20 protein-coding genes are annotated in these 20,471 nt (G+C 62.9%); 8 read left to right on the top strand and 12 right to left on the bottom strand.

Annotated elements, in window-relative coordinates:
* Positions 1-65: 65 nt before the first annotated feature.
* Together DI041_RS08310 and DI041_RS08305 are read right to left on the bottom strand one after the other, a co-directional pair.
* Positions 66-1,091: an AI-2E family transporter gene (locus DI041_RS08310; RefSeq protein ID WP_046985719.1), complete on the bottom strand. Its 1,026-nt coding sequence runs from the start codon at positions 1,089-1,091 to the stop codon at positions 66-68.
* Positions 1,092-1,216: 125 nt separating this feature from the next.
* Positions 1,217-2,065: an isocitrate lyase/PEP mutase family protein gene (locus DI041_RS08305; RefSeq protein ID WP_136638419.1), complete on the bottom strand. Its 849-nt coding sequence runs from the start codon at positions 2,063-2,065 to the stop codon at positions 1,217-1,219.
* 108 nt (positions 2,066-2,173) lie between these two features.
* On the opposite strand from DI041_RS08305, the gene DI041_RS08300 reads away from it, so the two are divergent.
* Both DI041_RS08300 and DI041_RS08295 read left to right on the top strand, forming a co-directional pair.
* Complete coding sequence (locus DI041_RS08300; protein ID WP_136638418.1) at positions 2,174-3,055, top strand: LysR family transcriptional regulator; 882 nt, start codon at positions 2,174-2,176, stop codon at positions 3,053-3,055.
* A gap of 104 nt (positions 3,056-3,159) precedes the next feature.
* Positions 3,160-4,080, top strand: a complete 921-nt coding sequence (locus DI041_RS08295) for a bifunctional helix-turn-helix transcriptional regulator/GNAT family N-acetyltransferase (RefSeq protein WP_046985717.1) — start codon at positions 3,160-3,162, stop codon at positions 4,078-4,080.
* A gap of 33 nt (positions 4,081-4,113) precedes the next feature.
* Here DI041_RS08295 and DI041_RS08290 read toward each other — a convergent pair whose 3' ends face one another.
* Together DI041_RS08290 and DI041_RS08285 are read right to left on the bottom strand one after the other, a co-directional pair.
* Positions 4,114-5,166 (bottom strand): sensor domain-containing diguanylate cyclase, encoded by a 1,053-nt coding sequence (locus DI041_RS08290; RefSeq protein ID WP_136638417.1) that lies wholly within the window; start codon positions 5,164-5,166, stop codon positions 4,114-4,116.
* Positions 5,167-5,318: 152 nt separating this feature from the next.
* On the bottom strand, positions 5,319-6,326 hold the full coding sequence (locus DI041_RS08285) for a LacI family DNA-binding transcriptional regulator (protein WP_136638416.1): 1,008 nt from the start codon (positions 6,324-6,326) through the stop codon (positions 5,319-5,321).
* A 95-nt stretch (positions 6,327-6,421) separates the two neighbouring features.
* On the opposite strand from DI041_RS08285, the gene DI041_RS08280 reads away from it, so the two are divergent.
* Genes DI041_RS08280 through DI041_RS08260 form a run of 5 tightly spaced genes read left to right on the top strand, consistent with a single transcriptional unit; the run spans position 6,422 to position 11,055 of the window.
* Complete coding sequence (locus tag DI041_RS08280; protein WP_136638415.1) at positions 6,422-7,474, top strand: sugar phosphate isomerase/epimerase family protein; 1,053 nt, start codon at positions 6,422-6,424, stop codon at positions 7,472-7,474.
* 27 nt (positions 7,475-7,501) lie between these two features.
* Positions 7,502-8,719, top strand: coding sequence for a nucleoside permease (locus tag DI041_RS08275; protein WP_136638414.1), 1,218 nt, complete (start codon positions 7,502-7,504; stop codon positions 8,717-8,719).
* Positions 8,720-8,731: 12 nt separating this feature from the next.
* Positions 8,732-9,856 carry a Gfo/Idh/MocA family protein gene (locus tag DI041_RS08270; protein ID WP_136638413.1) on the top strand — a complete coding sequence of 375 codons (1,125 nt, stop codon included), beginning with the start codon at positions 8,732-8,734 and terminating at the stop codon, positions 9,854-9,856.
* A gap of 20 nt (positions 9,857-9,876) precedes the next feature.
* The gene (locus tag DI041_RS08265; RefSeq protein ID WP_136638412.1) at positions 9,877-10,740 is read left to right on the top strand and encodes a sugar phosphate isomerase/epimerase family protein; all 864 of its coding nucleotides are present in this window, start codon (positions 9,877-9,879) and stop codon (positions 10,738-10,740) included.
* A gap of 18 nt (positions 10,741-10,758) precedes the next feature.
* Positions 10,759-11,055 (top strand): c-type cytochrome, encoded by a 297-nt coding sequence (locus DI041_RS08260; protein ID WP_046985711.1) that lies wholly within the window; start codon positions 10,759-10,761, stop codon positions 11,053-11,055.
* Positions 11,056-11,085: 30 nt separating this feature from the next.
* Here the strand turns inward: DI041_RS08260 and DI041_RS08255 are convergent, their stop codons facing one another.
* From DI041_RS08255 to DI041_RS08225, 7 genes are all read right to left on the bottom strand, one after another.
* Positions 11,086-11,829 carry a 3-keto-disaccharide hydrolase gene (locus DI041_RS08255; protein ID WP_248298438.1) on the bottom strand — a complete coding sequence of 248 codons (744 nt, stop codon included), beginning with the start codon at positions 11,827-11,829 and terminating at the stop codon, positions 11,086-11,088.
* A gap of 14 nt (positions 11,830-11,843) precedes the next feature.
* Positions 11,844-12,419 (bottom strand): gluconate 2-dehydrogenase subunit 3 family protein, encoded by a 576-nt coding sequence (locus DI041_RS08250; RefSeq protein ID WP_046985710.1) that lies wholly within the window; start codon positions 12,417-12,419, stop codon positions 11,844-11,846.
* Complete coding sequence (locus DI041_RS08245) at positions 12,419-14,104, bottom strand: GMC oxidoreductase (protein WP_046985709.1); 1,686 nt, start codon at positions 14,102-14,104, stop codon at positions 12,419-12,421. The genes DI041_RS08250 and DI041_RS08245 overlap by 1 nt, the downstream gene beginning before the upstream one ends.
* Positions 14,105-14,131: 27 nt before the next feature.
* The gene (locus DI041_RS08240) at positions 14,132-15,028 is read right to left on the bottom strand and encodes a hydroxypyruvate isomerase family protein (RefSeq protein ID WP_211195185.1); all 897 of its coding nucleotides are present in this window, start codon (positions 15,026-15,028) and stop codon (positions 14,132-14,134) included.
* Positions 15,029-15,551: 523 nt separating this feature from the next.
* Positions 15,552-16,370 carry a DUF6650 family protein gene (locus DI041_RS08235; protein WP_169050324.1) on the bottom strand — a complete coding sequence of 273 codons (819 nt, stop codon included), beginning with the start codon at positions 16,368-16,370 and terminating at the stop codon, positions 15,552-15,554.
* A 265-nt stretch (positions 16,371-16,635) separates the two neighbouring features.
* Positions 16,636-17,733, bottom strand: coding sequence for a CBS domain-containing anti-phage protein (locus DI041_RS08230; RefSeq protein WP_136638409.1), 1,098 nt, complete (start codon positions 17,731-17,733; stop codon positions 16,636-16,638).
* 219 nt (positions 17,734-17,952) lie between these two features.
* Positions 17,953-18,711, bottom strand: a complete 759-nt coding sequence (locus tag DI041_RS08225) for a hypothetical protein (RefSeq protein WP_136638408.1) — start codon at positions 18,709-18,711, stop codon at positions 17,953-17,955.
* A gap of 334 nt (positions 18,712-19,045) precedes the next feature.
* On the opposite strand from DI041_RS08225, the gene DI041_RS08220 reads away from it, so the two are divergent.
* A protein-coding gene (locus DI041_RS08220) for an IS3 family transposase (protein WP_136638407.1) occupies positions 19,046-20,187 on the top strand; the annotation gives its coding sequence in 2 pieces (ribosomal slippage) (positions 19,046-19,283 and positions 19,283-20,187; 1,143 coding nt in all).
* 7 nt (positions 20,188-20,194) lie between these two features.
* Here the strand turns inward: DI041_RS08220 and DI041_RS08215 are convergent.
* Entirely contained in the window at positions 20,195-20,464 is a 270-nt protein-coding gene (locus DI041_RS08215; RefSeq protein ID WP_136638406.1) for a hypothetical protein, read from the bottom strand.
* Positions 20,465-20,471: the final 7 nt, after the last annotated feature.

Raw genomic sequence — 20,471 nt, 5'->3', positions numbered from 1 at the left:
CGCGAATGCGCCGGCAAGGCCTCACCAAGCGCCTGGTCGGGGCAAATGCGTCACACCCTGCCGTACTAGATCCAGCGCTGGTCGACCAGTTCGCGCTTCACATAGGCGTAGAACACCGGCGCGGCAACCAGGCCCGGCAGGCCGAACGCCGCTTCCATCACCAGCATCGCCAGCAGCAGCTCCCAGGCACGGGCCTGGATCTCACCACCGACGATGCGTGCGTTGAGGAAGTACTCCAGCTTGTGGATCACGATCAGGTACAGCAGCGCCGCCACCGCCACATAGAACGAAACCGACAGCGCGACGATGGTGATGATGGTGTTGGAGATGATGTTGCCCACCACAGGCAGCAGGCCGGCGATGAAGGTGATCAGCACCAGGGTCTTGGACAACGGCAGGTGCACGCCGAACAACGGCAGTACGCCCAGCAGGAAGATGGCGGTGAACACGGTGTTGAGCAGCGAGATCTTCACCTGCGCGAACACCACCTGGCGGAACGCGGTGGCCAGGCGGCTGGTGCGGCCGATCAGCTCCTGCGCCAGCGGGCCCATCTTCGGCAGCGGCAGTTCGTCGTACAGCGCGATCATCGCGCCCAGCACCATACCGATCAGTACGCGTACACCCACCTGCACCACCGAGGTACCGGCCACGCCCAGCTGGCGCTGATGTTCGGCGGCCCAGTCGTTCAGCGCCGTACGCAGTGCCGGCATGTCCTCGGGGATGTACGGCTGCAGCAGCGCCGGCACCTGGTGCCGCGACGAATTGAGGATCTCCATCAGCCGCGCCAGCAACGCGTCCGGCCCGCCGGTCTCGTTGCGGAAAAAAGACGCCACGCCGATTCCGGCCAGCACCAGCGCACTGATGATCACCGCTGACAGCACGATCACCGCGATGGCCCGCGCCCGGCCTGGCGGCAGCTTGCCCTCCACGGTGGAAGCCAGCAGGTGGGTCAGCTGAAACACCAGCAGGCCCGACAGCAGGGTCACCACCAGGCCCAGCTTCAACGCCAGCCACATGCCCAGCAGCATCATCAGCCAGGCCGCGATCCTCGGGACGGGGGGCTTGGGCTGGGCAACAAGGGCGTCATGCATCAGGGCAGGTCCGGGCGGGGTGGCCCATGGTAGAGGATTGCCGTGGCGATGCCGCGTGCAGGATGAATGGCCGTTACGCCACGATTGCACAGGCCGCCTCCCTGCCCCCGGCAGGCTTCCTCGACTCAGGCGCGATCCAGCGCCAGATAACGACCGGTACGCACGATCTCCTCGCGCTCGCTGAAGCTGGCCAGCGCATTGGCGACACGTCCGCTGTCACCGGTCACAGCAATCTCCTGCAGGGTGCGTTGCATGGCCCGGATCGCCGCGCGTTGCAGGTCCGAGGGAATGATCACCAACCGGTAATCGAGTTCGGCAAGCCGCACCACCGGCACCAGCGGCGTCTTGCCGCTGTGGAACATGTTGATCAACTTCGGCCCGGGAACACGCTGCGAAATCACCTCGATCTGTTCCAGCGTTTCCGGTGCTTCAACGAAGATCATGTCCGCGCCCGCCTCCACATACGCACGCGCGCGTTCGATCGCCGCGTCCAGGCCTTCGCAGGCGATGGCGTCGGTACGCGCGATGATCATCAGCTCCGGGTCGATCCGCGACTGGCAGGCGACGCGGATCTTCGTGCACATCTCGCCCACGTCCACCAGCGTCTTGTCATCCAGGTGGCCACAGCGCTTGGGGAAGGCCTGGTCCTCGATATGCAGGGCGGCAACCCCTGCCCTTTCCAACGCGCGCACCGTACGTTCAACATTCGCGGTGCCGCCGAAGCCGGTGTCAGCGTCGGCGATCACCGGCAGATCGCAGGCATCGACGATCCGTTCCACCTGCGCAAGCACTTCGCTGAGACCGAGCAGGCCGATGTCCGGCACGCCGGCCGAACGTGCGATGGCCCCGCCGCTGGCGTACACCGCATCGAAGCCGGCCAGCTCCACCAGGCGTGCCGACAAGCCATCGAATACGCCCGGTGCGATCACGCTGCCCCGCCGAAGCAGATCGCGCAGCCGACGTGTCTTCTTCATGTGGTCTCCCTTGTAGTTGGTCATCTGTCGTGGGATACCGATGATGTTGCCGCCACCGGCGACCGTCCAATACCGTGTTCGTACAGCACCAGAACGCCTGAGGTTCCAATGGAACTGCGCCACCTGCGCTACTTCGTCATGACCGCCCAACTGCAGAGCTTCACCAAGGCCGCTGAGGCCCTGCATATCGCCCAGCCACCGCTCGGGCAGCAGATCCGCGCCCTGGAGGAAGAGATCGGCACGCCGCTGTTCCATCGCCAGGGACGCGGCATCGTGCTCAGTGACGCTGGCCGCGTGTTCTGGGCGGCTGCAGTGGACATCCTCGCGCGCGTCGACCAGGCCAAGGAACAGGCGCTGAGCGCTGCACGCGGCGAGGTCGGCACGCTCACGCTGGGGCTGACCGAATCGGCCTCATACAACGACGCGGTGACCGCCCTGCTGCGCAGGTTCCGGCAGGCGCATCCGGCGGTGCAGCTGCAACTGGTCGAAGACGGCAGTGAATCCCTGATCCGGCGCCTGGACGACGGCGAACTGGACGCGGTAATCGTGCGCCCACCGTACTCGCATCCCGGCGAGCTGGTGATCCAGCAGCTCAGCGCCGAACCACTGGTGGCGGTACTGCCGGCCGAACACCCGCTGGCCTGCCGGGCGGGCATCGCACTGACCGAGCTGCGCGATGAGCGCTTCATCCTGTTCTCGCGGAAATCCGGCTATGGCCTGAGCGCCGATGTCGTCGCTGCCTGCCGCAGCCAGGGCTTCACCCCCACCATCCAGCAGGAAGCGCCACAGGTGGCCTCGGCCATCAACCTGGCCGCAGCGGGCCTGGGCATCGCCATCGTGCCGGCCTCGATGCAGACCCTGCATCGGCCGGGCCTGGCCTTCGTCGCGCTGGAACTAGGCATGCCGATCACCGCCCTGCAGCTGGCCATGCGCGGCCAGCATCCCGCGCTGGCCGCCGCGCTACTGCGCTGTGCATGCAGCAGCGCATAGCCGCTGCCGGGGCCGGGCGACGCTCGCAGCACGGAGCTGCCTACCCCTTGATTATTTGACTTGGGCAAGTAATTATTTGACAAAGTCAAACAAGTGGATCGGCCATGACAACGGGTACGCTTTCCGAACGCGCCGATGCAGTGCGGCGCTTCAACCGTTTCTATACCCGGCAGATCGGCGTACTGCAGGAATCGCTCCTGCGCAGTGGCCTGTCCCTCACCGAAGTCCGCATCCTGTACGAACTGGCCCACCACGCACCGTTGTCGCCCTCGGACCTGTGCCGCGAGCTGGGCCTGGATGCCGGCTATGTGAGCCGGGTCATCGCCAGGTTCGAGCGGCAGGGCTATCTCATCAAGGACCGCTCGGCCGGGGATGCGCGCGTGGTCGTTCTGACCCTGACTCCGGTTGGGCACAGCGTGTTCGCGCCGCTGGAAGAAACCTCGCGGCGGGAAATGGCCGAGCTGTTGGCGACGCTGCCCGAGACGGCACAGCTGATGCTGCTTTCGGCCATGGGCCAGATCGAAAGCGTGCTGGGCGACAGGTCTCCCTCGTACCTGCTGCGTGACCCGCGGCCGGGCGACATGGGGCTGGTGGTCTCGCGGCAGTCCGCGCTGTACGCCCGCGAATTCGGCTGGAATGCGGAGTACGAAGCGCTGGTGTCGGAGATCGTTGCCAGGTACCTGCGCGAACTGGACCCGGCGCGTGAACGCTGCTGGATCGCCGAGAAGGACGGCGACATGGTGGGCTCGGTGTTCGTGGTCAGGCAGGACGACAGCACCGCCAAGCTGCGCCTGCTCTATGTGGATGCCACCGCGCGCGGCATGGGCATCGGCGCCCGGTTGGTGGAAGAGTGCATCGCGTTTGCGGCGTCCGCCGGCTATACGCGGATGACGCTCTGGACCAACAGCGTGCTGGCCGATGCCCGGCGCCTGTACGAACGCGCAGGCTTCCAGCTGGTGCAGGAAGAACCCCACCACAGCTTTGGCCACGATCTGCTCGGCCAGGTCTGGGAACGAGCGCTCTGATACCCGCATGCGCACGGCGTGCGGTGCCGTATATCAGTCCGCCCAGCTGGCCGTATTCTTGCCTTGGCGCTTGGCGTGATAGAGAGCCTTGTCGGCCGTGGCCAACCAGTCTTCCACGGTGCCCTGGCCCGGCGTCGCCGCGATACCGATGCTGACACTGAACTCCACGCCCGGTGCCACCTGCCTTGCCGCTTCGAGCAGATGCAGCCGGATCCGCTCGGCCACATGCATCGCATCACGCGTTGTGCAATCACGCAGCAGCACCACGAATTCGTCGCCACCCAACCGTGCCGGTATGTCGCCCGGGCGCGCGAATTCGCGCAAGGTGGCGGCGATCTGCCGCAACACCTCATCCCCGGCCCGGTGCCCATGTGAATCGTTGATGCGCTTGAAGTCGTCAACGTCGAGCATCAGCAGGCAGGCGAATCCACCCTGTCCCTGCGCCTTGTCCAGCACCTGCTGCGCGCGAAGGATCAGAAAGCCACGGTTGGCCAGCTCCACCAGTGGATCCATCCGGCTCAGCCGCTGCAGCTGGCGGTTCTGTGATTTGACCCGGCGTGCCAGTTGCCAGCTCAGGATGCTCAGCCCGATGCCATATACGAACAGGAACGGCACGCTCAGCACGATCGTGCGCTGCGAGGAGATGGGCTGGTAGGGAAATCCAAGCGCCCACCAGCTGAGCAGAAAGCCCAGCACCAGTGCCAGCGTCGCCCGCATCGCCAACCGCACGCCACCGGCAGCGATCTTGTCGGCGACCAGCAGCGCGGCGAACAACGCACTGGGGACCGCGCTCAGCGCCATGAAGGCGATCCAGCCGCCGCCGAAGAAGGAGTCGGCCACCATGCAGCGGAACTGGACCACTGCGGGCTGGCGGGATCGGTGGGTCAGCAGCAGTGCAAGCGTCGGCCACGCCAACGCGTTGAGCAGCAACAGTACCCACGCCCAGGCGCCATCCTGGCGTTCGAGAATGATCGAAGCGATGGGGATCGCCCCCAGCCCATTGCCGACGAAGCGCATCCAGCCGATGCGCCGCGCCGCGCCGATGCCCTCGACTGCGACTTCCGTCGCGTCAATCAAGAACGGCATGGCCGACCCCCTTGAGCGATCGCACGTTCCCCCCTGGCAGCCTGGCGGGCTGCCTGTGCCGAGTCTGACAGCTTCGCGTCAATTCCGGATCAAGGGTTGCTGGCTGCAACGGCGCGGGCCGGCGGCCGCACGTCCATTGCCCCGCACCGCCCTCAGCCGTTCCTGGGTGCAGCCGTCGAGCCGCGCAGCATCAGGCGGAAATCCAGCGTCTGCTGCAGCGGCACATCGACCTGCTCGATGATGGCGAGCAGCAGGCTGACCGCGCGCTCACCGATCTCGCGCATGGGCTGCCGGATGGTGGTCAGCGGCGGCGTGAGGTAACGCGACGATGCCAGATCGTCAAAGCCGACGATGGACAGGTCATCCGGCACGCGGATGCCCAGATCCCGGCAGGCCGCCAGGGCGCCCAGCGCCATCTGGTCGCTGAAGCAGAAAATCGCCGTCGGCGCGGCGGCCGAGGCCAACAGCCCCTGCGCAGCCGCATGGCCGGACTGCAGGGAAAAATCGCCCGGCACGATGCCCAGCTGGCGCAGGCGGCCACGCGCCTTGGCGGCGGCCCGGACCCCTTCCATCCGTTGCTGGTGCAGCGGATTGTCGGACGGTCCGCCGACCACGGCGATGCGCTCGTGCCCCAGTCCATACAGATGGTCCATCACCGCGCGCGCGGCGGCCGCGTTGTCGATGTGCACGCTGGGGATGCCCAGCGCGGGATCGAATTCGCAGCCATTGACCACCGGTGCAGCGGTGCCCCGCTGCTGGACGATCTCGTGGGCCGTCGGCGGCAGGCGGTGCCCCAGCACGATCAGGCCGTCGGCCTCGTTGCGCCGGAGCATCTGCGCGTAGCGCTCCTCGCGCTCGGGCAGATTCTGGGTATCGCCCAGCAGCACGGCGTAACCGACCGCCTGCGCCGCGTCCTCCGCGCCCTGCAGGATCTGCGCGAAGAATGGATTGGCGATGTCCGGGACGGTGACCAGGATCTTGCCGCTGCGCTGGGTCTTCAGCGTCCGGGCGACCGTGTTGGGCACATAGCCCAGGGCAGCGGCCGCCTGTTCGATGCGCGTGCGGGTGGCCGGCAGCACCTTGTCCGGCCGCGAAAGCGCACGCGACACCGTGCCAGCGGAAACGCCAACGTGCTTTGCGATGTCGTAGATGGTTGCCATGGCGTTACGTTGTTCCAGCCGCTGTGCAGTGCACAACGGGTCTGCAGGAGGCCCATGCTAGGGTAATGCAATCGATTGCATCAGGGCGAATCATCTTGAAGACGCTCAAGGGTCCAGCGCTGTTCCTGGCGCAGTTCATTGGCGACACACCTCCCTTTGATCGACTGGACACGCTGGCCGGATGGGCCTCGGCGCTGGGCTATTCTGGCCTACAAGTACCGACCAGCGCGCCCCACCTGTTCGATCTGGCCGAGGCCGCGCGCAGCCAGGCTTACTGCGACGACCTCGCTGGCATGCTGGGCGGGCATGGCCTGCAGATCACCGAGCTGTCCACCCACCTGCAAGGGCAGCTGGTTGCCGTCCACCCCGCCTACGACAGCCTGTTCGACGGTTTCGCGCCGGCAGACAAGCGCGGCGACCCGGCCGCCCGCCAGGCCTGGGCGGAGCAGCAGCTGCTGCTGGCCGCCAAGGCCAGCCAGCGCCTGGGGTTGACCGCGCATGCCACGTTCTCCGGCGCACTGGCCTGGCCCTATTTCTATCCCTGGCCGCAGCGTCCACCGGGGCTGGTGGAAGAAGCCTTCGCCGAACTCGGCCGCCGCTGGCGCCCCATCCTGGATGCCTTCGACGCCTGCGGCGTGGACCTGTGCTTCGAGATCCATCCGGGCGAAGACCTGCATGACGGCGCGACCTTCGAGCGCTTCCTCGATGTGGTGGATCAGCACCCACGCGCGAAGATCCTCTACGACCCCAGCCACCTGCTGCTGCAGCAGATGGACTACCTGGGTTTCATTGACCGCTATCACGATCGCATCGGCATCTTCCACGTCAAGGACGCGGAGTATCACGCGAGCGCGCGCAGTGGTGTCTATGGCGGCTACCAGGACTGGATTGATCGTCCGGGGCGGTTCCGTTCGCTCGGCGACGGCCAGGTCGACTTCAAGGCGATCTTCTCGAAATTCGCGCAGTACGACTTCCCGGGCTGGGCGGTGCTGGAGTGGGAGTGCTGCCTGAAGCACCCCGAGGACGGCGCACGCGAAGGTGCCGCGTTCATCCGCGACCACATCATCCGGGTAACCGAGCGTGCCTTCGATGATTTCGCCGACAGCGGCACGGCCCCACACTCACTGCGCCGCATGCTGGGGATCTGAGCCATTACCGCCCTGGGAGGGCAAGCCATGACGCACACCATGTCGCGCTTGGGCGCGATGATGTTTCTGCAGTTCTTCATCTGGGGGGCCTGGTTCGTCACCCTGGGGACGTACCTGGTGCAGGGCCCGCTGCAGGCCAGCGCCAGCCAGGTGGCAACGGCCTTCCTCAGCCAGTCCATCGGCGCCATTGTCGCGCCCTTCCTGGTCGGCCTGATCGCCGATCGCTACTTCGCCGCGCAGCGCATCCTCGCGGTGCTGCACCTGGCCGGCGCTGTGCTGATGTGGCTGGCGTCCACGGCCACCAGCTTCAGCATGTTCTCGGCGTACGTCATGGGCTACATGCTGCTGTTCATGCCCACGCTGGCGCTGGCCAACAGCGTGGCGATGCGGCACATGCAGTCGCCCGAGAAACAGTTCCCGCTGGTGCGGGTGGCCGGCAGCATCGGCTGGATCGTGGCAGGCGTGCTGATCGGCTGGCTGGGCTGGGAACAGGCGCATCGTCTGGAGCTCACGTTCCAGATGGCGGCGATGGCCTCGCTGGCGCTGGGCCTGTACGCGTTCACCCTGCCGCATACGCCGCCTCTGGCACAGCAGCGTGACGCTGGACTGGGGCAGATCCTGGGGCTGGACTCGCTGCGGCTGCTGAAGTCGCGCGCCTACCTGGTGTTCTTCCTGGCATCCATCGCCATCTGCATCCCTCTGTCGTTCTACTACAACTTCACCAACCCATATCTCAACGACCTGGGCGTGCGCGGCGCGGCCGGCCTGCAATCGCTGGGCCAGGTCTCCGAAGTGCTGCTGATGCTGGCAATGCCGTTGCTGTTCGTGCGGCTGGGGGTGAAGACGATGCTGGCGGTCGGCATGGCCGCGTGGGTGGTTCGCTACGTCATGTTCGCCTTCGGCGATGCGGGTGGCGGCTTCTCGCTGCTGGTGATCGGCATCGTGCTGCACGGCATCTGCTACGACTTCTTCTTCGTCACCGGCCAGATCTACACCGATGCGCATGCCGGCCCTGATGCACGCAGCAGCGCGCAGGGCTTCATCACCCTGGCCACCTACGGCGTGGGCATGTTGATCGGCACCTTCCTGTCCGGCGCGGTGGTCGAGCACTACACGACGGCCGCAGGGCCGGACTGGCAGAAGATCTGGCTGTTCCCGGCCGGCGTTGCACTGGTCGTGCTGGTCGCCTTCCTGCTGCTGTTCCGCGAGCGGCCTGCCGCCGCGGCCACACCTTCCACGCCTTGAGGACCGCAGCCGATGCCAAAGCTTGGAATCGCCATCATCGGCGCCGGCATGATCGGTACCGTGCATCGCCGTGCGGCATTGCTGGCTGGTGCCGAGGTATGCGGCGTGGCGGCCTCGTCACCGCAGCGCGCGCGTGAGGCAGCGCAGTCGTGGAATGTGCCGCGCGCCTACCGGAACATCGAGGAGGTGGTCGCCGATCCGCAGGTGCAGGTCGTACACGTCTGCACGCCCAACCATCTGCACCGCTCGATGGCGCAGGCTGCGCTGGAAGCCGGCAAGCACGTGATCTGCGAGAAGCCGCTGGCCACCACGCTGGAAGATGCGCAGGCGCTGGCAGGTTTGGCCGCGTCGACCGGACTGGTTGCTACGGTGCCCTTCGTCTACCGCTACCACCCGGTGGTGCGCGAGGCGCGCGCACGCATCGCCCAAGGCGATCTGGGGCCGCTGCATCTGATCCACGGCAGCTACCTGCAGGACTGGCTGTTGGACCCTGCCAGCAACAACTGGCGCGTGGACCCGGCGCTGGGTGGCGCATCGCGCGTGTTCGCCGACATCGGCTCGCACTGGTGCGACCTGGTGGAATGGGTCAGCGGCGAGCGCTTCACCGAAGTCAGCGCGGCGTTCGATACCGTGATCGCCGAACGTGGCACCGACACCGGTCAGAGCTTCAGCACGCCGACGGGGGACAGCCCGATGCAGGCGGTGACGAGCGAGGACGTGGCGGCGGCATTGTTCAGAACCGGCGCCGGGACGCTGGCGGCGCTGACGGTCAGCCAGGTCTCGGCCGGACGCCGCAATCGCCTCTGGTTCGAGATCGATGGCGCCAACGCCAGCGTGGCGTTCAACCAGGAAGACGCCGAGCGGCTGTGGATCGGCCTGCCCGACCAGCGCGAGGAAATCTTCGTGCGTGGGCCCGGCGCCGGCAGTGCCGAGCAACGCCGGCTGTCGGTGTTGCCGGCCGGTCACGCGCAGGGCTACGCGCAGTGTTTCGAAGCATTTGTTGCGGATACCTATCTCGCCATCAACGGCGAGCGCCCGCAGGGACTGCCGACCTTCGAAGATGGGCTGCGCTCGGCGCAGATCGTCGATCGTGTCATTGCATCGGCCAGGTCGCGCGCCTGGACTGCCATCGGTTGAAAACCCGGGAGGATCTGTAGATGAAAACCCTTGTCCGTAGAACTGCAAGTCTCGTCCTGCTGCTCACTGCCCTGCCCACCTTCGCAGGCGAAGCCGCCAGCACGCAGAAACCGATCGCGGTGCAGATGTACACCCTGCGCAACGCCGGCTCGCTCGACCAGCAGTTGAAGATCGTCCACGACGCTGGCGTACACGCGGTGGAAACAGTCGGCACCCAGGACACCAGCGCGACGGAACTCAAGCAGCTGCTGGACCGGTATTCGATCAAGGCGATCTCATCGCACGTGCCATTGGCCGAGTTGCGCAGCAACCTGGACGGTGTGGTCGCCTTCAACCGATCAATCGGCAACACGACGCTGGTGGTACCGTACCTGGACAAGAAGGATCGCCCGAGCGACGCCGCAGGCTGGACCGCGCTGGGCCAGGAACTGGGCAGTATCGCCAGGCAGGTGCGGGCCAAGGGCATGCGCCTGGCCTACCACAACCACGACTTCGAGCTGGTCGACTTCAACGGCAGGACGGGCCTGGAACTGCTGTTCGCCGCGGCCGGCCCCGACCTGCAGACCGAGCTGGACCTGGCCTGGGTCGCGCGTGCGGGCCTGGATCCGGCGGTGATGCTGGGAAAATTCCGCGGCCACATGTTCGCCGTGCATGCCAAGGACAATGCGCCGAAGGACCAGGCCGAAGACGAAGGCGGATTCGCTGCGGTGGGCCAGGGCGTGCTGGACTGGAACGCGATCCTGCCTGCTGCGGCAGCCGCCGGCGTGCACTGGTACATCATCGAGCACGACCAGCCACGCGATCCGGCCAAGGTCGTCCAGACCGGTGCGGACTATCTGCGTGAACACCTGACCACCAAAGCGCCTGCCCATGCGCGGCGCTGACGCATCAAGGAGCCCCACATGAAAATGATCCTGGCAATGGCGGCGGCCCTGGGCGGCATGAGCCTTGCGACAGCAGCATGGTGCAAGGATGACCCGGCCGCCGGTGCAAAGCTCTACACCGCGAACTGCGTGGCCTGCCATGGTGCGGATCGCGCGGGCATGCCGGGCGCATTCCCGGCGCTCACCGATATCGGCAAGCGCATGGCACCCGCGCAGATCAAGGAAAAGATCAGCAAGGGCGGCGGGCTGATGCCGCCCTTCTCCCAGCTGTCGCAGCAGGAAATCGATGACATCGCCAGCTACCTGGCGAAGTAAGCGGCCGGCAACCACGCCGGCCGCGTGCCACTACAGCTCGCGCACCCAGACGTTGCGGTAGCTGACCCTGGAGTCGTGCTCCTGCAGGTAGAGCGGCGCACACCCATGTGGCGCGTAGGAAGGCGCACCGATGTATTCGGTCTTGCCTGCCAGCACGGTGTCGTCCTGCACCAGCACGCCGTTGTGCAGCACCGTGATGCGCGCGGGCGACGCAAGGCCGCCGCCCGCCGAGAAGCGCGGTGCTTTCCAGAGGATGTCGTAGGCCTGCCACTCACCCGGTGCGCGCGAGACGTTCACCAACGGCATCGCCTGTTTGTAGACCGAGCCTGCCTGGCCGTTGGCATAGGTCGGGTTGTTGTAGCTGTCGAGCACCTGCAGCTCATACAGCTCCTGCAGGAAGATGCCGCTGTTGCCCCGGTTCTGTCCGTCGAAGCCCTTCGTGTCGGCGGGTGTGCGCCACTCGACATGCAGTTGGACATCGCAGAAGCGTTGCCTGGTGCGAATACCCTTGCTGCCGGGCACGACGGTCATGGCGCCATCGGCAACCTTCCAGGGCACGCGTCCGCCCTGCTCCGCCTCCCACGCGGAGACATCCTTGCCATCGAACAGCACGATTGCATCGGACGGTGCCTTGCCTGGCGGCGTAGCCACGGTCGCAGGCACTGGCGTCCACACCTCGGTCTTCTTCGGATCGCGTGCAGCGTCGGCACCGTTCTGCGCGAACGCAGGTGCGGCAACCAGCACGGCAGCCGCGATCAGCAGAGGCTTGATCATCCTGTTGCGCTCCATCAGCTGGTCCCCCACGCGGGCGTGCCGGGAACATAGGCCAGGTCGCCGTCGTAGCGCCCCGGCACCGCAACGTACTGCAGCACCCCGGTCGCGCCGACTTTGGAGGTGAAGAAGCCGAAGATAGCCAGCTGCTTTAGCATCGTGAAGTAGTGTGGCATCGCCTCGCCTTCTTCAGGCGTACCGGTTTCGGTCACATCGGCATGACGTGCCTTGGCTTCGGCGTCCAGCGTTCGCAGCAGCCCGGTGCGGGCTTCTGGCGTGAGCGACACGAAGCGGCCGCCGGCGCGTTTGTCGATGTCGGCCAGGCCGGCGCGGAACGTCGCCTGCTGCCGGGCGGTGTAGCAGTCGCTGACGAACGTCGCCATGAACAGGCCGGCGCCGGCATCCTTCGCGCCTGGCGTCCGGGTCCGCGGCAGGATGGTCTCGGCTATCTCGTCCAGCGTGCCGACATCGGCGTCGGAGAAATGGATCTTCGCAGTGGCGGCCGGGGCCTGCCCCTGCACGAGCGCAGGCAGGCCGACCATGGCCGCACCGGTGGCGGCGACGATCATTTTCAACAGTTCACGGCGATCCATCAGAGGTTCCCCGCTTTCAGTTCGCGCACCGCATGGTCGGCGGCCCGGGCCGTCAGCGCCATGTAGGTCAGCGAAGGATTCACGCAGGCGCTGGAGGTCATGCAGGCACCGTCGGTGACATACACGTTGGGCGCATCCCAGACCTGGTTGTGCTGGTTCAGCACCGAGCTCTTCCGATCACGTCCCATCCGCGCGGTTCCCATCTCGTGGATGCCCTTGCCCGGGGCATAGTCGTTGTCATGCATCTTCACGTCCTTGACGCCGGCCGCTTCCAGCATCTCTGCGGCATCGGCGGCCATGTCCTTGCGCATCGCCAGTTCGTTGGCGCGCATGGCAACGTCCATCGCCAGTACCGGCAGCCCCCACTTGTCCTTGCGCTCCCGGTCCAAGCGGATCGTATTGTCGTGGTGCGGCAGCATTTCGCCGAAGCCGGTCATGCCGATACGCCAGTCGCCCGGCACGGTCAGCGCTTCCTTAAGGTCGGCACCGATGTTGAGCTCGGCGATCTCGCGCGACCACCCCGTGCGGCTGGCACCGCCCTGGTAGCCGAAGCCGCGCAGGTAGCCGCGTTTGTCGGCCGCGACGTTGCGGAACCGCGGAATGTAGAAACCGCACGGACGACGGCCGAAGTAGTACTTGTCTTCGTATCCCTCGACGCGGCCGGAGGCACCCGCACCGAAATGATGGTCCATCACGTTGTGCCCCAACTCGCCCGACGAGGAGCCCAGCCCGCCGTCCCAGACATCGGTGGCCGAGTTCATCAACAGCCACGTCGAGTTGAACGACGAGGCGTTGAGGAAGATGACCTTGGCGGTGTACTGGTAGGTCTGGCCGGTCTCGGCGTCGATGACCTCCACGCCGCGGGCACGCTTGCGGTCCTTGTCGTAGAGCACTTCCTTGACGATCGAGAACGGCCGCAAGGTCAGGTTGCCGGTCTTCATCGCCGCCGGCAGTGTCGCTGCCTGGGTGGAAAAGTAAGCGCCGAAGGGGCAACCCAGGATGCACTTGTTGCGGTACTGGCAGTTGACGCGGCCCTGCTCGGGCATGGGCTTGGTGATGTTGGCAGTGCGCGAGTGGATCATGTGCCGGGTGCCGCCGAATGCCTTTTTGATCCGTGCGGCCACGTCCTTCTCGACGATGTTCAATGGGATAGGCGGCAGGAACTCGCCATCCGGCAACACGTCCAGCCCTTCACGCGTACCAGCAATACCGGCGAACTTCTCCACATGGTCGTACCACGGCGCGATATCGGCGTAGCGGATCGGCCAATCGGCCGCGATGCCGTCCTTGAGGTTCGCCTCGAAGTCCAGGTCGGAGAAGCGATAGCTCTGCCGGCCCCATAACAATGAGCGGCCGCCGACGTGGTAACCACGGAACCAGTCGAAGCGCTTGGTCTCGACGTAGGGCGAGTCCTGCTCGTTGGCCCACATTCCTTCCAGGTTTTCGGCCAGCCCGTAGTCGCGCATCAGCACCGGGAAATCGGCTTTCATCGCCTGGGTGGGCCGGTTTCGATGCGGGAAGTCCCACGCCTCCTTCATCGCATTGACGTAGTCCTTGACGTGCTCGATGTTGCGTCCGCGTTCCAGCATCAGGACCTTCAGGCCCTTTTCGGTCAGCTCCTTCGCTGCCCAACCGCCACTGATTCCCGAGCCAACAACAATGGCGTCGTAGTGATTATCTGCCATGGGTTTCTCACCTGGGTGGATATCGTTTCAGACGTCGCAGAGGCGGATTGCCTCGCGCAATGAGCCAACGGGATCGGGCGCTGCAGGCATGAACTCCTGCGCCAGATATCCCTTGAAACCGGTGTCGCGGATTGCGCGGCAGATCGCCGGATAATGGAGCTCCTGCTGGTCTCCGATCTCGTTCCGGCCGGGCACGCCCGCGGTGTGGTAATGCTTGAAGCAGGCATGATGCTTGCCGATGGTGGCGATGATGTCGCCTTCCATGATCTGCATGTGGTAGATGTCGTAGAGCAGGCCGAAGTTGTCCGAGCCGAGCCGCTGACACAGCTCCACACCCCATGCGGAGTGGTCGCACAGGTAGTCGCGATGATCGACCTTGGAGTTCAACAGCTCCATCACCAGCACCACACCGCGCTTCTCGGCGTGCCCGAGGATGCGCTTGAGGCCGGCCTCTGCATTGGCCAGACCTTCCTTCGGGTCCATGCCGTTGCGGTTGCCGGAGAAGCAGATCAGGTTGCGATAACCGGCATCGGCGACCAGATCGATGTGCCGCGTGTAGCGTTCCACCAACTGGTCATGGAACTGGCGGCCAGCAAAGCCCTTGGTCAGGCCCAGCTCCGCGCCGTTGCACATCGAGCTGTACACGCCGTTGGCCTTCAGCGTCGGCCAGTCCTCCGGACCGACCAGGTCGATCGCGGCAAAACCGATGTCCTTCACTGTCGTGCAGAGCTGGGCGACCGACAGCTGCGGGAAGGTCCAGCGGGCGACGGAATGCTTCAGGTTGCCCTTGAGTTGCGCAGTGGCAGCGAATGCGGGGAGCATGCCTGCCGCCCCCAAGCCAATGCTGCCGGCAACTGCGAGACGCAGCGCATCGCGCCGCGTGAGGCCCGTCGCCGGGGCCGGTCTGATCGAATGGATGGACATCCACCTGCCGGCCTCCCAACCGGTATCAAACGCAACGATTCACAGCAATGCAATCGATTGCACCATAGGGGAGGAAATTGTCTGTTTGCAAGTCGCGGTGCACGAAAACCGATGCTGCGGGGCACAACTCCGAATGGATTCCGGAAAAAGAAAAGCCCCGCATCGCGGGGCTTTCTTTTCTGCTGCAGGCGACCGTTCGATCAGAACGGTTGGGAATACCAAAAGTGACAACAAATCCCCATAGCACCTGTAAAGCGGGCGTTCTAGCCGCCTGAGCCCCCTCGAATGTAAACTTCTACGCCCCTCAGTGCAGAGTTTTCACACTGCTCACGTCGCGGTGCTAATGCCAGTAGCGCCACAGCTCCACCGCTAGACAGAACCAGCATCCCTCCGTTGACCATCAACAAAGAGCCAAACCGCGCAGTCTACCCTCGGCAGGCCTCCGATTCTAATGAGCTCCCGCCATCCCATTGGGCGCCCCACCGAGCCCGCGCCGTACAGAACCACTGGGCATCGCTAAGAACTAAGGTACTTGCGAAATCGGCCGGGAGAGCTGCAAATGCCGATAGGCGTCCAGGAGCTCATTTCCAAGCTTGTAATCAAGATCTTCTGCGATCTCGATAACTAATGGGATAATTTCTACCCGCAGAGAGGCGAGATCACGACAGAACTTCCCGAAGGCAGGATCTCCACCATCGCACCTCAACGTAGCAAGATGCGGGTTCGCCGTAAGGAACTTTTGGATCGCATTCCTCATCCGTTGCATACGCTTCCATGCGAAATCGTCCTTAGACAAGTGACCAGATGACTCAGTGATTCTAGCCCTTATCTCCAGCAACGATGTCGCAACTTGATCAGGATACTCTACATCGAGCGCGTCAAAAAAAACACGCCTTCCCTCGATGTAACCTAGGAAGCTATGGCGTTGGGCCACGTTTCGGCTTCGTGCGTACAATTCGAAATGAACGATGTCGAAGTCCTTGCCAACAAGCTTCGAAACGAATGTCTGATGCGCCCTCTTCCAATCCCGCAGCATTTGTGTTGGGTACGCACTGGGATCATCGTCGATGAGGCCATGGCAGTTCTTGCATAGCCATATTCCGTTCTCCGCAGACTTCAACTCGGTCTCTGTCATTCTCATTTCGGAACGGGGTCCTCGGGAACTGGCAGCAACAATATGAGCAGCTTCAGCGATCGCTCTAGCTTTTCCTGTTGTCGTTCCATAGGACGTGAAGCGGCAACAAGTCGGATTAGCGCAGAAAAGGTGCGCTTCAAATGCAATATCCCTCTTCACGCTATCCGCGAATTCGACGCGTTGATCAGTTACTTTCTTCTTAGCCACGAGCCCCTCGATTTTTACATATTCTCGCTTTAATGCGAACGATTCCACCATTCTAGACCAACCCACGAATCAACATAATTCCCATCAGGATCAGAGCCCCATTATGACCCAATCGCATTACCCACCAACTTCGATGCGGGCAACGAATTACCTCCACGTTTAGCAACTAAGATCATTCTTTGGCCACCACCCCTGCCCCCCCCAGTCCAGATTGACAACAAGCAAATCGTCACCCCAGGTCAGGGAGAAAGATGTCGATACAGAGCTATCGATCCAAGACTGGAGCTTGCCTATCCTTCAGTTCATGGATGAATTGAACAAAGTTCCGCAATGACCCGCGCTCAACGTCAGTTATCCGGTCAGAATCGAAGTGCATGACGTCATTTCTAAGTTGCCGAACGATGTCAAGCTCTCGAACAAACACTGCTCGATTGGCCTTTAACCCTAGCCTGGCCCAGTTCCCCGGGTTTTCGATCAGCCGAATATGCTCTCCGATCGTAAGGTCCGCAACAGACTCAATCATTCGATCTGGATCGTTCTCATTGCGCACTTCTGCAAGTTCCTCTTGAGTGAATCGACCATCAATCAACGAGCGAATGTGATTTTCAATCTCGCCAATTAGCAGAAATGGCTCAGCCAGGTCTTGGAACTGCTGACTTAAATCAGTGGTGGTCAAGATGCCACTAATAGAGCGCCGCTCGTTACGAACAAGAACATACGAGCTATCGATGATCCTGTTGATGACTTGAAATAGAGAGTCTGTCTCCTTAACCTCAACATGTGGTCGCATGCATTCTCGGACAAACTGAGGCATAGGATGCCCGAGTGTCATTGCTGGGCCGATGCTGTCCCAACTTACAACGCCTCGCACATCCCGCTCATTTGTCATGACTGGAAGTTGTGAGTAGTCATGCCGAAGCATGAGAGTCACCGCCTCCTCAAGCGAGGCATCGGGTCCAATTGTGACCAGCCTCAGTCTTGGGTCTAGTAAGCGGCTGACGCGATATGCAGGCTCCACTCCGGCCCCACCAACGAACTGGACTGGCGCGGCGCCTTCCTGTGCAGCAAGCTCCACTGCTGGCTCCAGGTCATTGTTCTCGGGGCGCTCTTCCGGTTGAACTTCGAGCGCCTGTGGCAATGCGAACTGAACCCGTCCATCTATATGGGAACTTTCAAAATCGGGTACGGTGACAAGGCCGGCCTGCTCCAGAGAACGACGAACAAGCCAGTTAACGTTAGTGCCACGACGCAGCGCATCAAACCAGCCAATGAGCTCGCGGACAGATATTGGTTCGGGCGCGCGCCCCCCTCTCAGGGTGTCCGCGATATCGCTCAATAAACGATTTCTTGCCTCAACGTCCATTGTAGGTACCCTCCAGATGATGAACCGACACCTATCGTGAACAAGAGTTGACGTCGGTTCAAGGCTTGATAGGAACACTATCAGCTCAGGATCAAGATCAAGTCGGGGCCCGCTAGGACGACCTATCCCCTCTCCGCGACCGGTGACCTGCTCTGCTTGTGTTAATTTGTGCGATTCGCTCCCCGAAACATAGGCTCAGCCTAGTCGTCGGCACCGCGCTTAACTATTGGGAGAACAGTTAGGCTCTAACTTCTCAGCAAATTCACGCATCCATTCATTCTGCCTTTCACGCGCTTCTTCCGCGAGCCTACTCCGCTCCTGCAACTGCTGTCTAAGGAACGGCATCGTGGTGTCGTCTTCGTCAATCTGGGGCTTTAGACCAGCGCGAGCACGCAGCGCGGCAATCACCTCAATCGTGGCGACGCCAATTTTTGCATACCTCAATCGCCGGTCTGAGAAGTAGTCACTACCATCACCGGAGCCGTCATACTCTGCAACGAAGTCAAGATAGGCTTCAGCATTTGCGAGCTTGATAGGCAGACTATGGACTTGATCGAGCAGATCTACTGGCATCGACCTCCACACAACGTCCAAACCTGACAGATCGAGCTTCGGGGAGGGCACTTGAACGACTAGTTCACCTTGCGGGCTATTCGAATAGTCGCGCTCTCCATGACGTGTTCCATCATCTGACACTACTGCCGCACATAGCGAAGCGAATGAATCTAAGGTAGCGGATACGGTGACCGCCAGATAGAGGAAGTCAGCCAGTCGGACTCTCTCATGGGCATCAGCCTCGCGACGCCTTGTAAGATACGCATTGATCCAAGTACCTGCGACAGCGCCTATTAAAGCTAGAACTCCGGTAACAATAGGTATCCATGGCAAATTGCTGTTCGCCGCGCACGTGAGCACCTTAGCGCTCGCCGCGGCCACGAGCATTGGATTTGCGTCTAGCGGCCCCATCATCGACTCCATGTAATGACCAGCGTGCTGCCACAGTTAAAGGGACTGGAGCATGTCTATTTGAGCACAAATAGCCCCCAGGACAAGGCCCTGTCAGAGACATCGCAGGAAGGCTTAGACTCAACTTCCAAGTCCAGCACCCGCATTCAAGTAGGCCATTCCTGACGCACTAACTTCATCCCGGCTCGGCTCGGCTCGGCTCGGCTCGGCTCGGCTCGGCTCGGCTCGGCTCCCGGAAGAGAGTACCGCCGCCAAATGGATAATTCGGCGAGCTACTCAGGACTGAATCGCCCAGGGTTCCGTAGACACCTTGCAGCCATAAACTATGGCTTAAGCGGAGGTGGTTATGAGCACGAAGCGGTACACCGATGAGTTCAAGATCGAGGCGGTCCGGCAGATCGTTGAGTACGGCCGCCCGGTAGTGGAGGTTGCCGAGCGACTTGGCGTGTCGATCCACAGTCTTTACGGCTGGAAGCGGCAACTAGGCAAAGGCGATGTTGTCCGACGTGTCGAGCAGGATCAGAACGCGGAAGTGCGCCGCCTCAAGGCTGAGCTACGCCGGGTCACTGAAGAGCGAGACATCCTAAAAAAAGCCGCCGCGTACTTTGCAAAGGGGTAAGAGCAAAGTACGCCTTCATGAAGCAGCACGCAGATCAGTTCGGCCTCGCGGCGATGTGTCGGATGCTTGGAGTCCATCGCAGTGGCTACTACGCCTGGCTGAAAGAGCCGGCAAGCGATCGCGATAGAGACGATCAGCGTTTGCTGGGACTGATCAAGCACAGCTGGCTGGAAAGCGGCTCCGTGTATGGCCACCGCAAAGTGACCACAGATCTGCGCGAGCTTGGCGAGACGTGTAGCCGTCATCGCGTGGCCCGCTTGATGAAGAGCGAGGGGTTGCGAGCTATGGTCGGCTACGGTCGGCGACCGCGCCCACTGAGTGGTCCAGTCGGATCAGTCGCCAAAACCGTCCTGGCTCGCGGCTTCAAAGTCAGTGAGCCAAATCGCGCGTGGGTCACGGACATCACTTACATCCGCACGTACGACGGCTTCCTGTACTTGGCGGTGGTTCTTGATCTGTTTTCGCGCCAAGTCGTTGGATGGGCAACCCGGCCAACTCAGCATACGGATTTGGTTCTGCAGGCGCTGTTGGCTGCAGTGTGGCGGCGCAAGCCAGCCCCAGGACTTCTGCTTCACTCCGACCGAGGCAGGCAGTTCACCAGTGAAGACTGGCAGAGCTTCCTGCGCGAGCACGACATCGTGTGCAGCATGAGTCGGCGAGGTAACTGCCATGACAACGCGGCGATGGAGAGCTTCTTCCAGCCGCTGAAGCGGGAGCGGATCAAGCGGAGGATCTACAGCAATCACGACGAGGCCCGCGCCGACGTCTTCCAGTACATCGAGCTGTTTTACAACCCAAAACGGCGACACAGTTCCAACGACGGGCTGTCCCCGGTAGAGTTCGAGAAGCAGTACGCACTAAACGGCTGACGACTGTCTACAAAACCCTGGGCGATTCACCAGAGCCGTCTGGACTGGCATGGAAGCGCTTCGGCACTATCCACACCTCGCCAACCTGAAGTTTATCGAACCACTTGCCATTAGACAGCTTTGCCTGAAGCGATTTCAGGTTGTCAGGCAGACTCTCTTCGTAGGCCGCGAGCTCGACAAGGCCAACCCCGCGCCCCTCAAAGAAGAGCGCAGATTTCGCCTGGCGAAATGCGAGGTAGAGCTCTGAGATTGATGGAACTTTTGAGCCCTTGCTCACCGAACGC

Source organism: Stenotrophomonas maltophilia, from assembly GCF_004920835.1.
Taxonomy (GTDB): domain Bacteria; phylum Pseudomonadota; class Gammaproteobacteria; order Xanthomonadales; family Xanthomonadaceae; genus Stenotrophomonas; species Stenotrophomonas maltophilia_AQ.
Note: the sequence above shows the minus strand (reverse complement) of the source record. Positions and strands in the feature narration are given on the sequence as shown.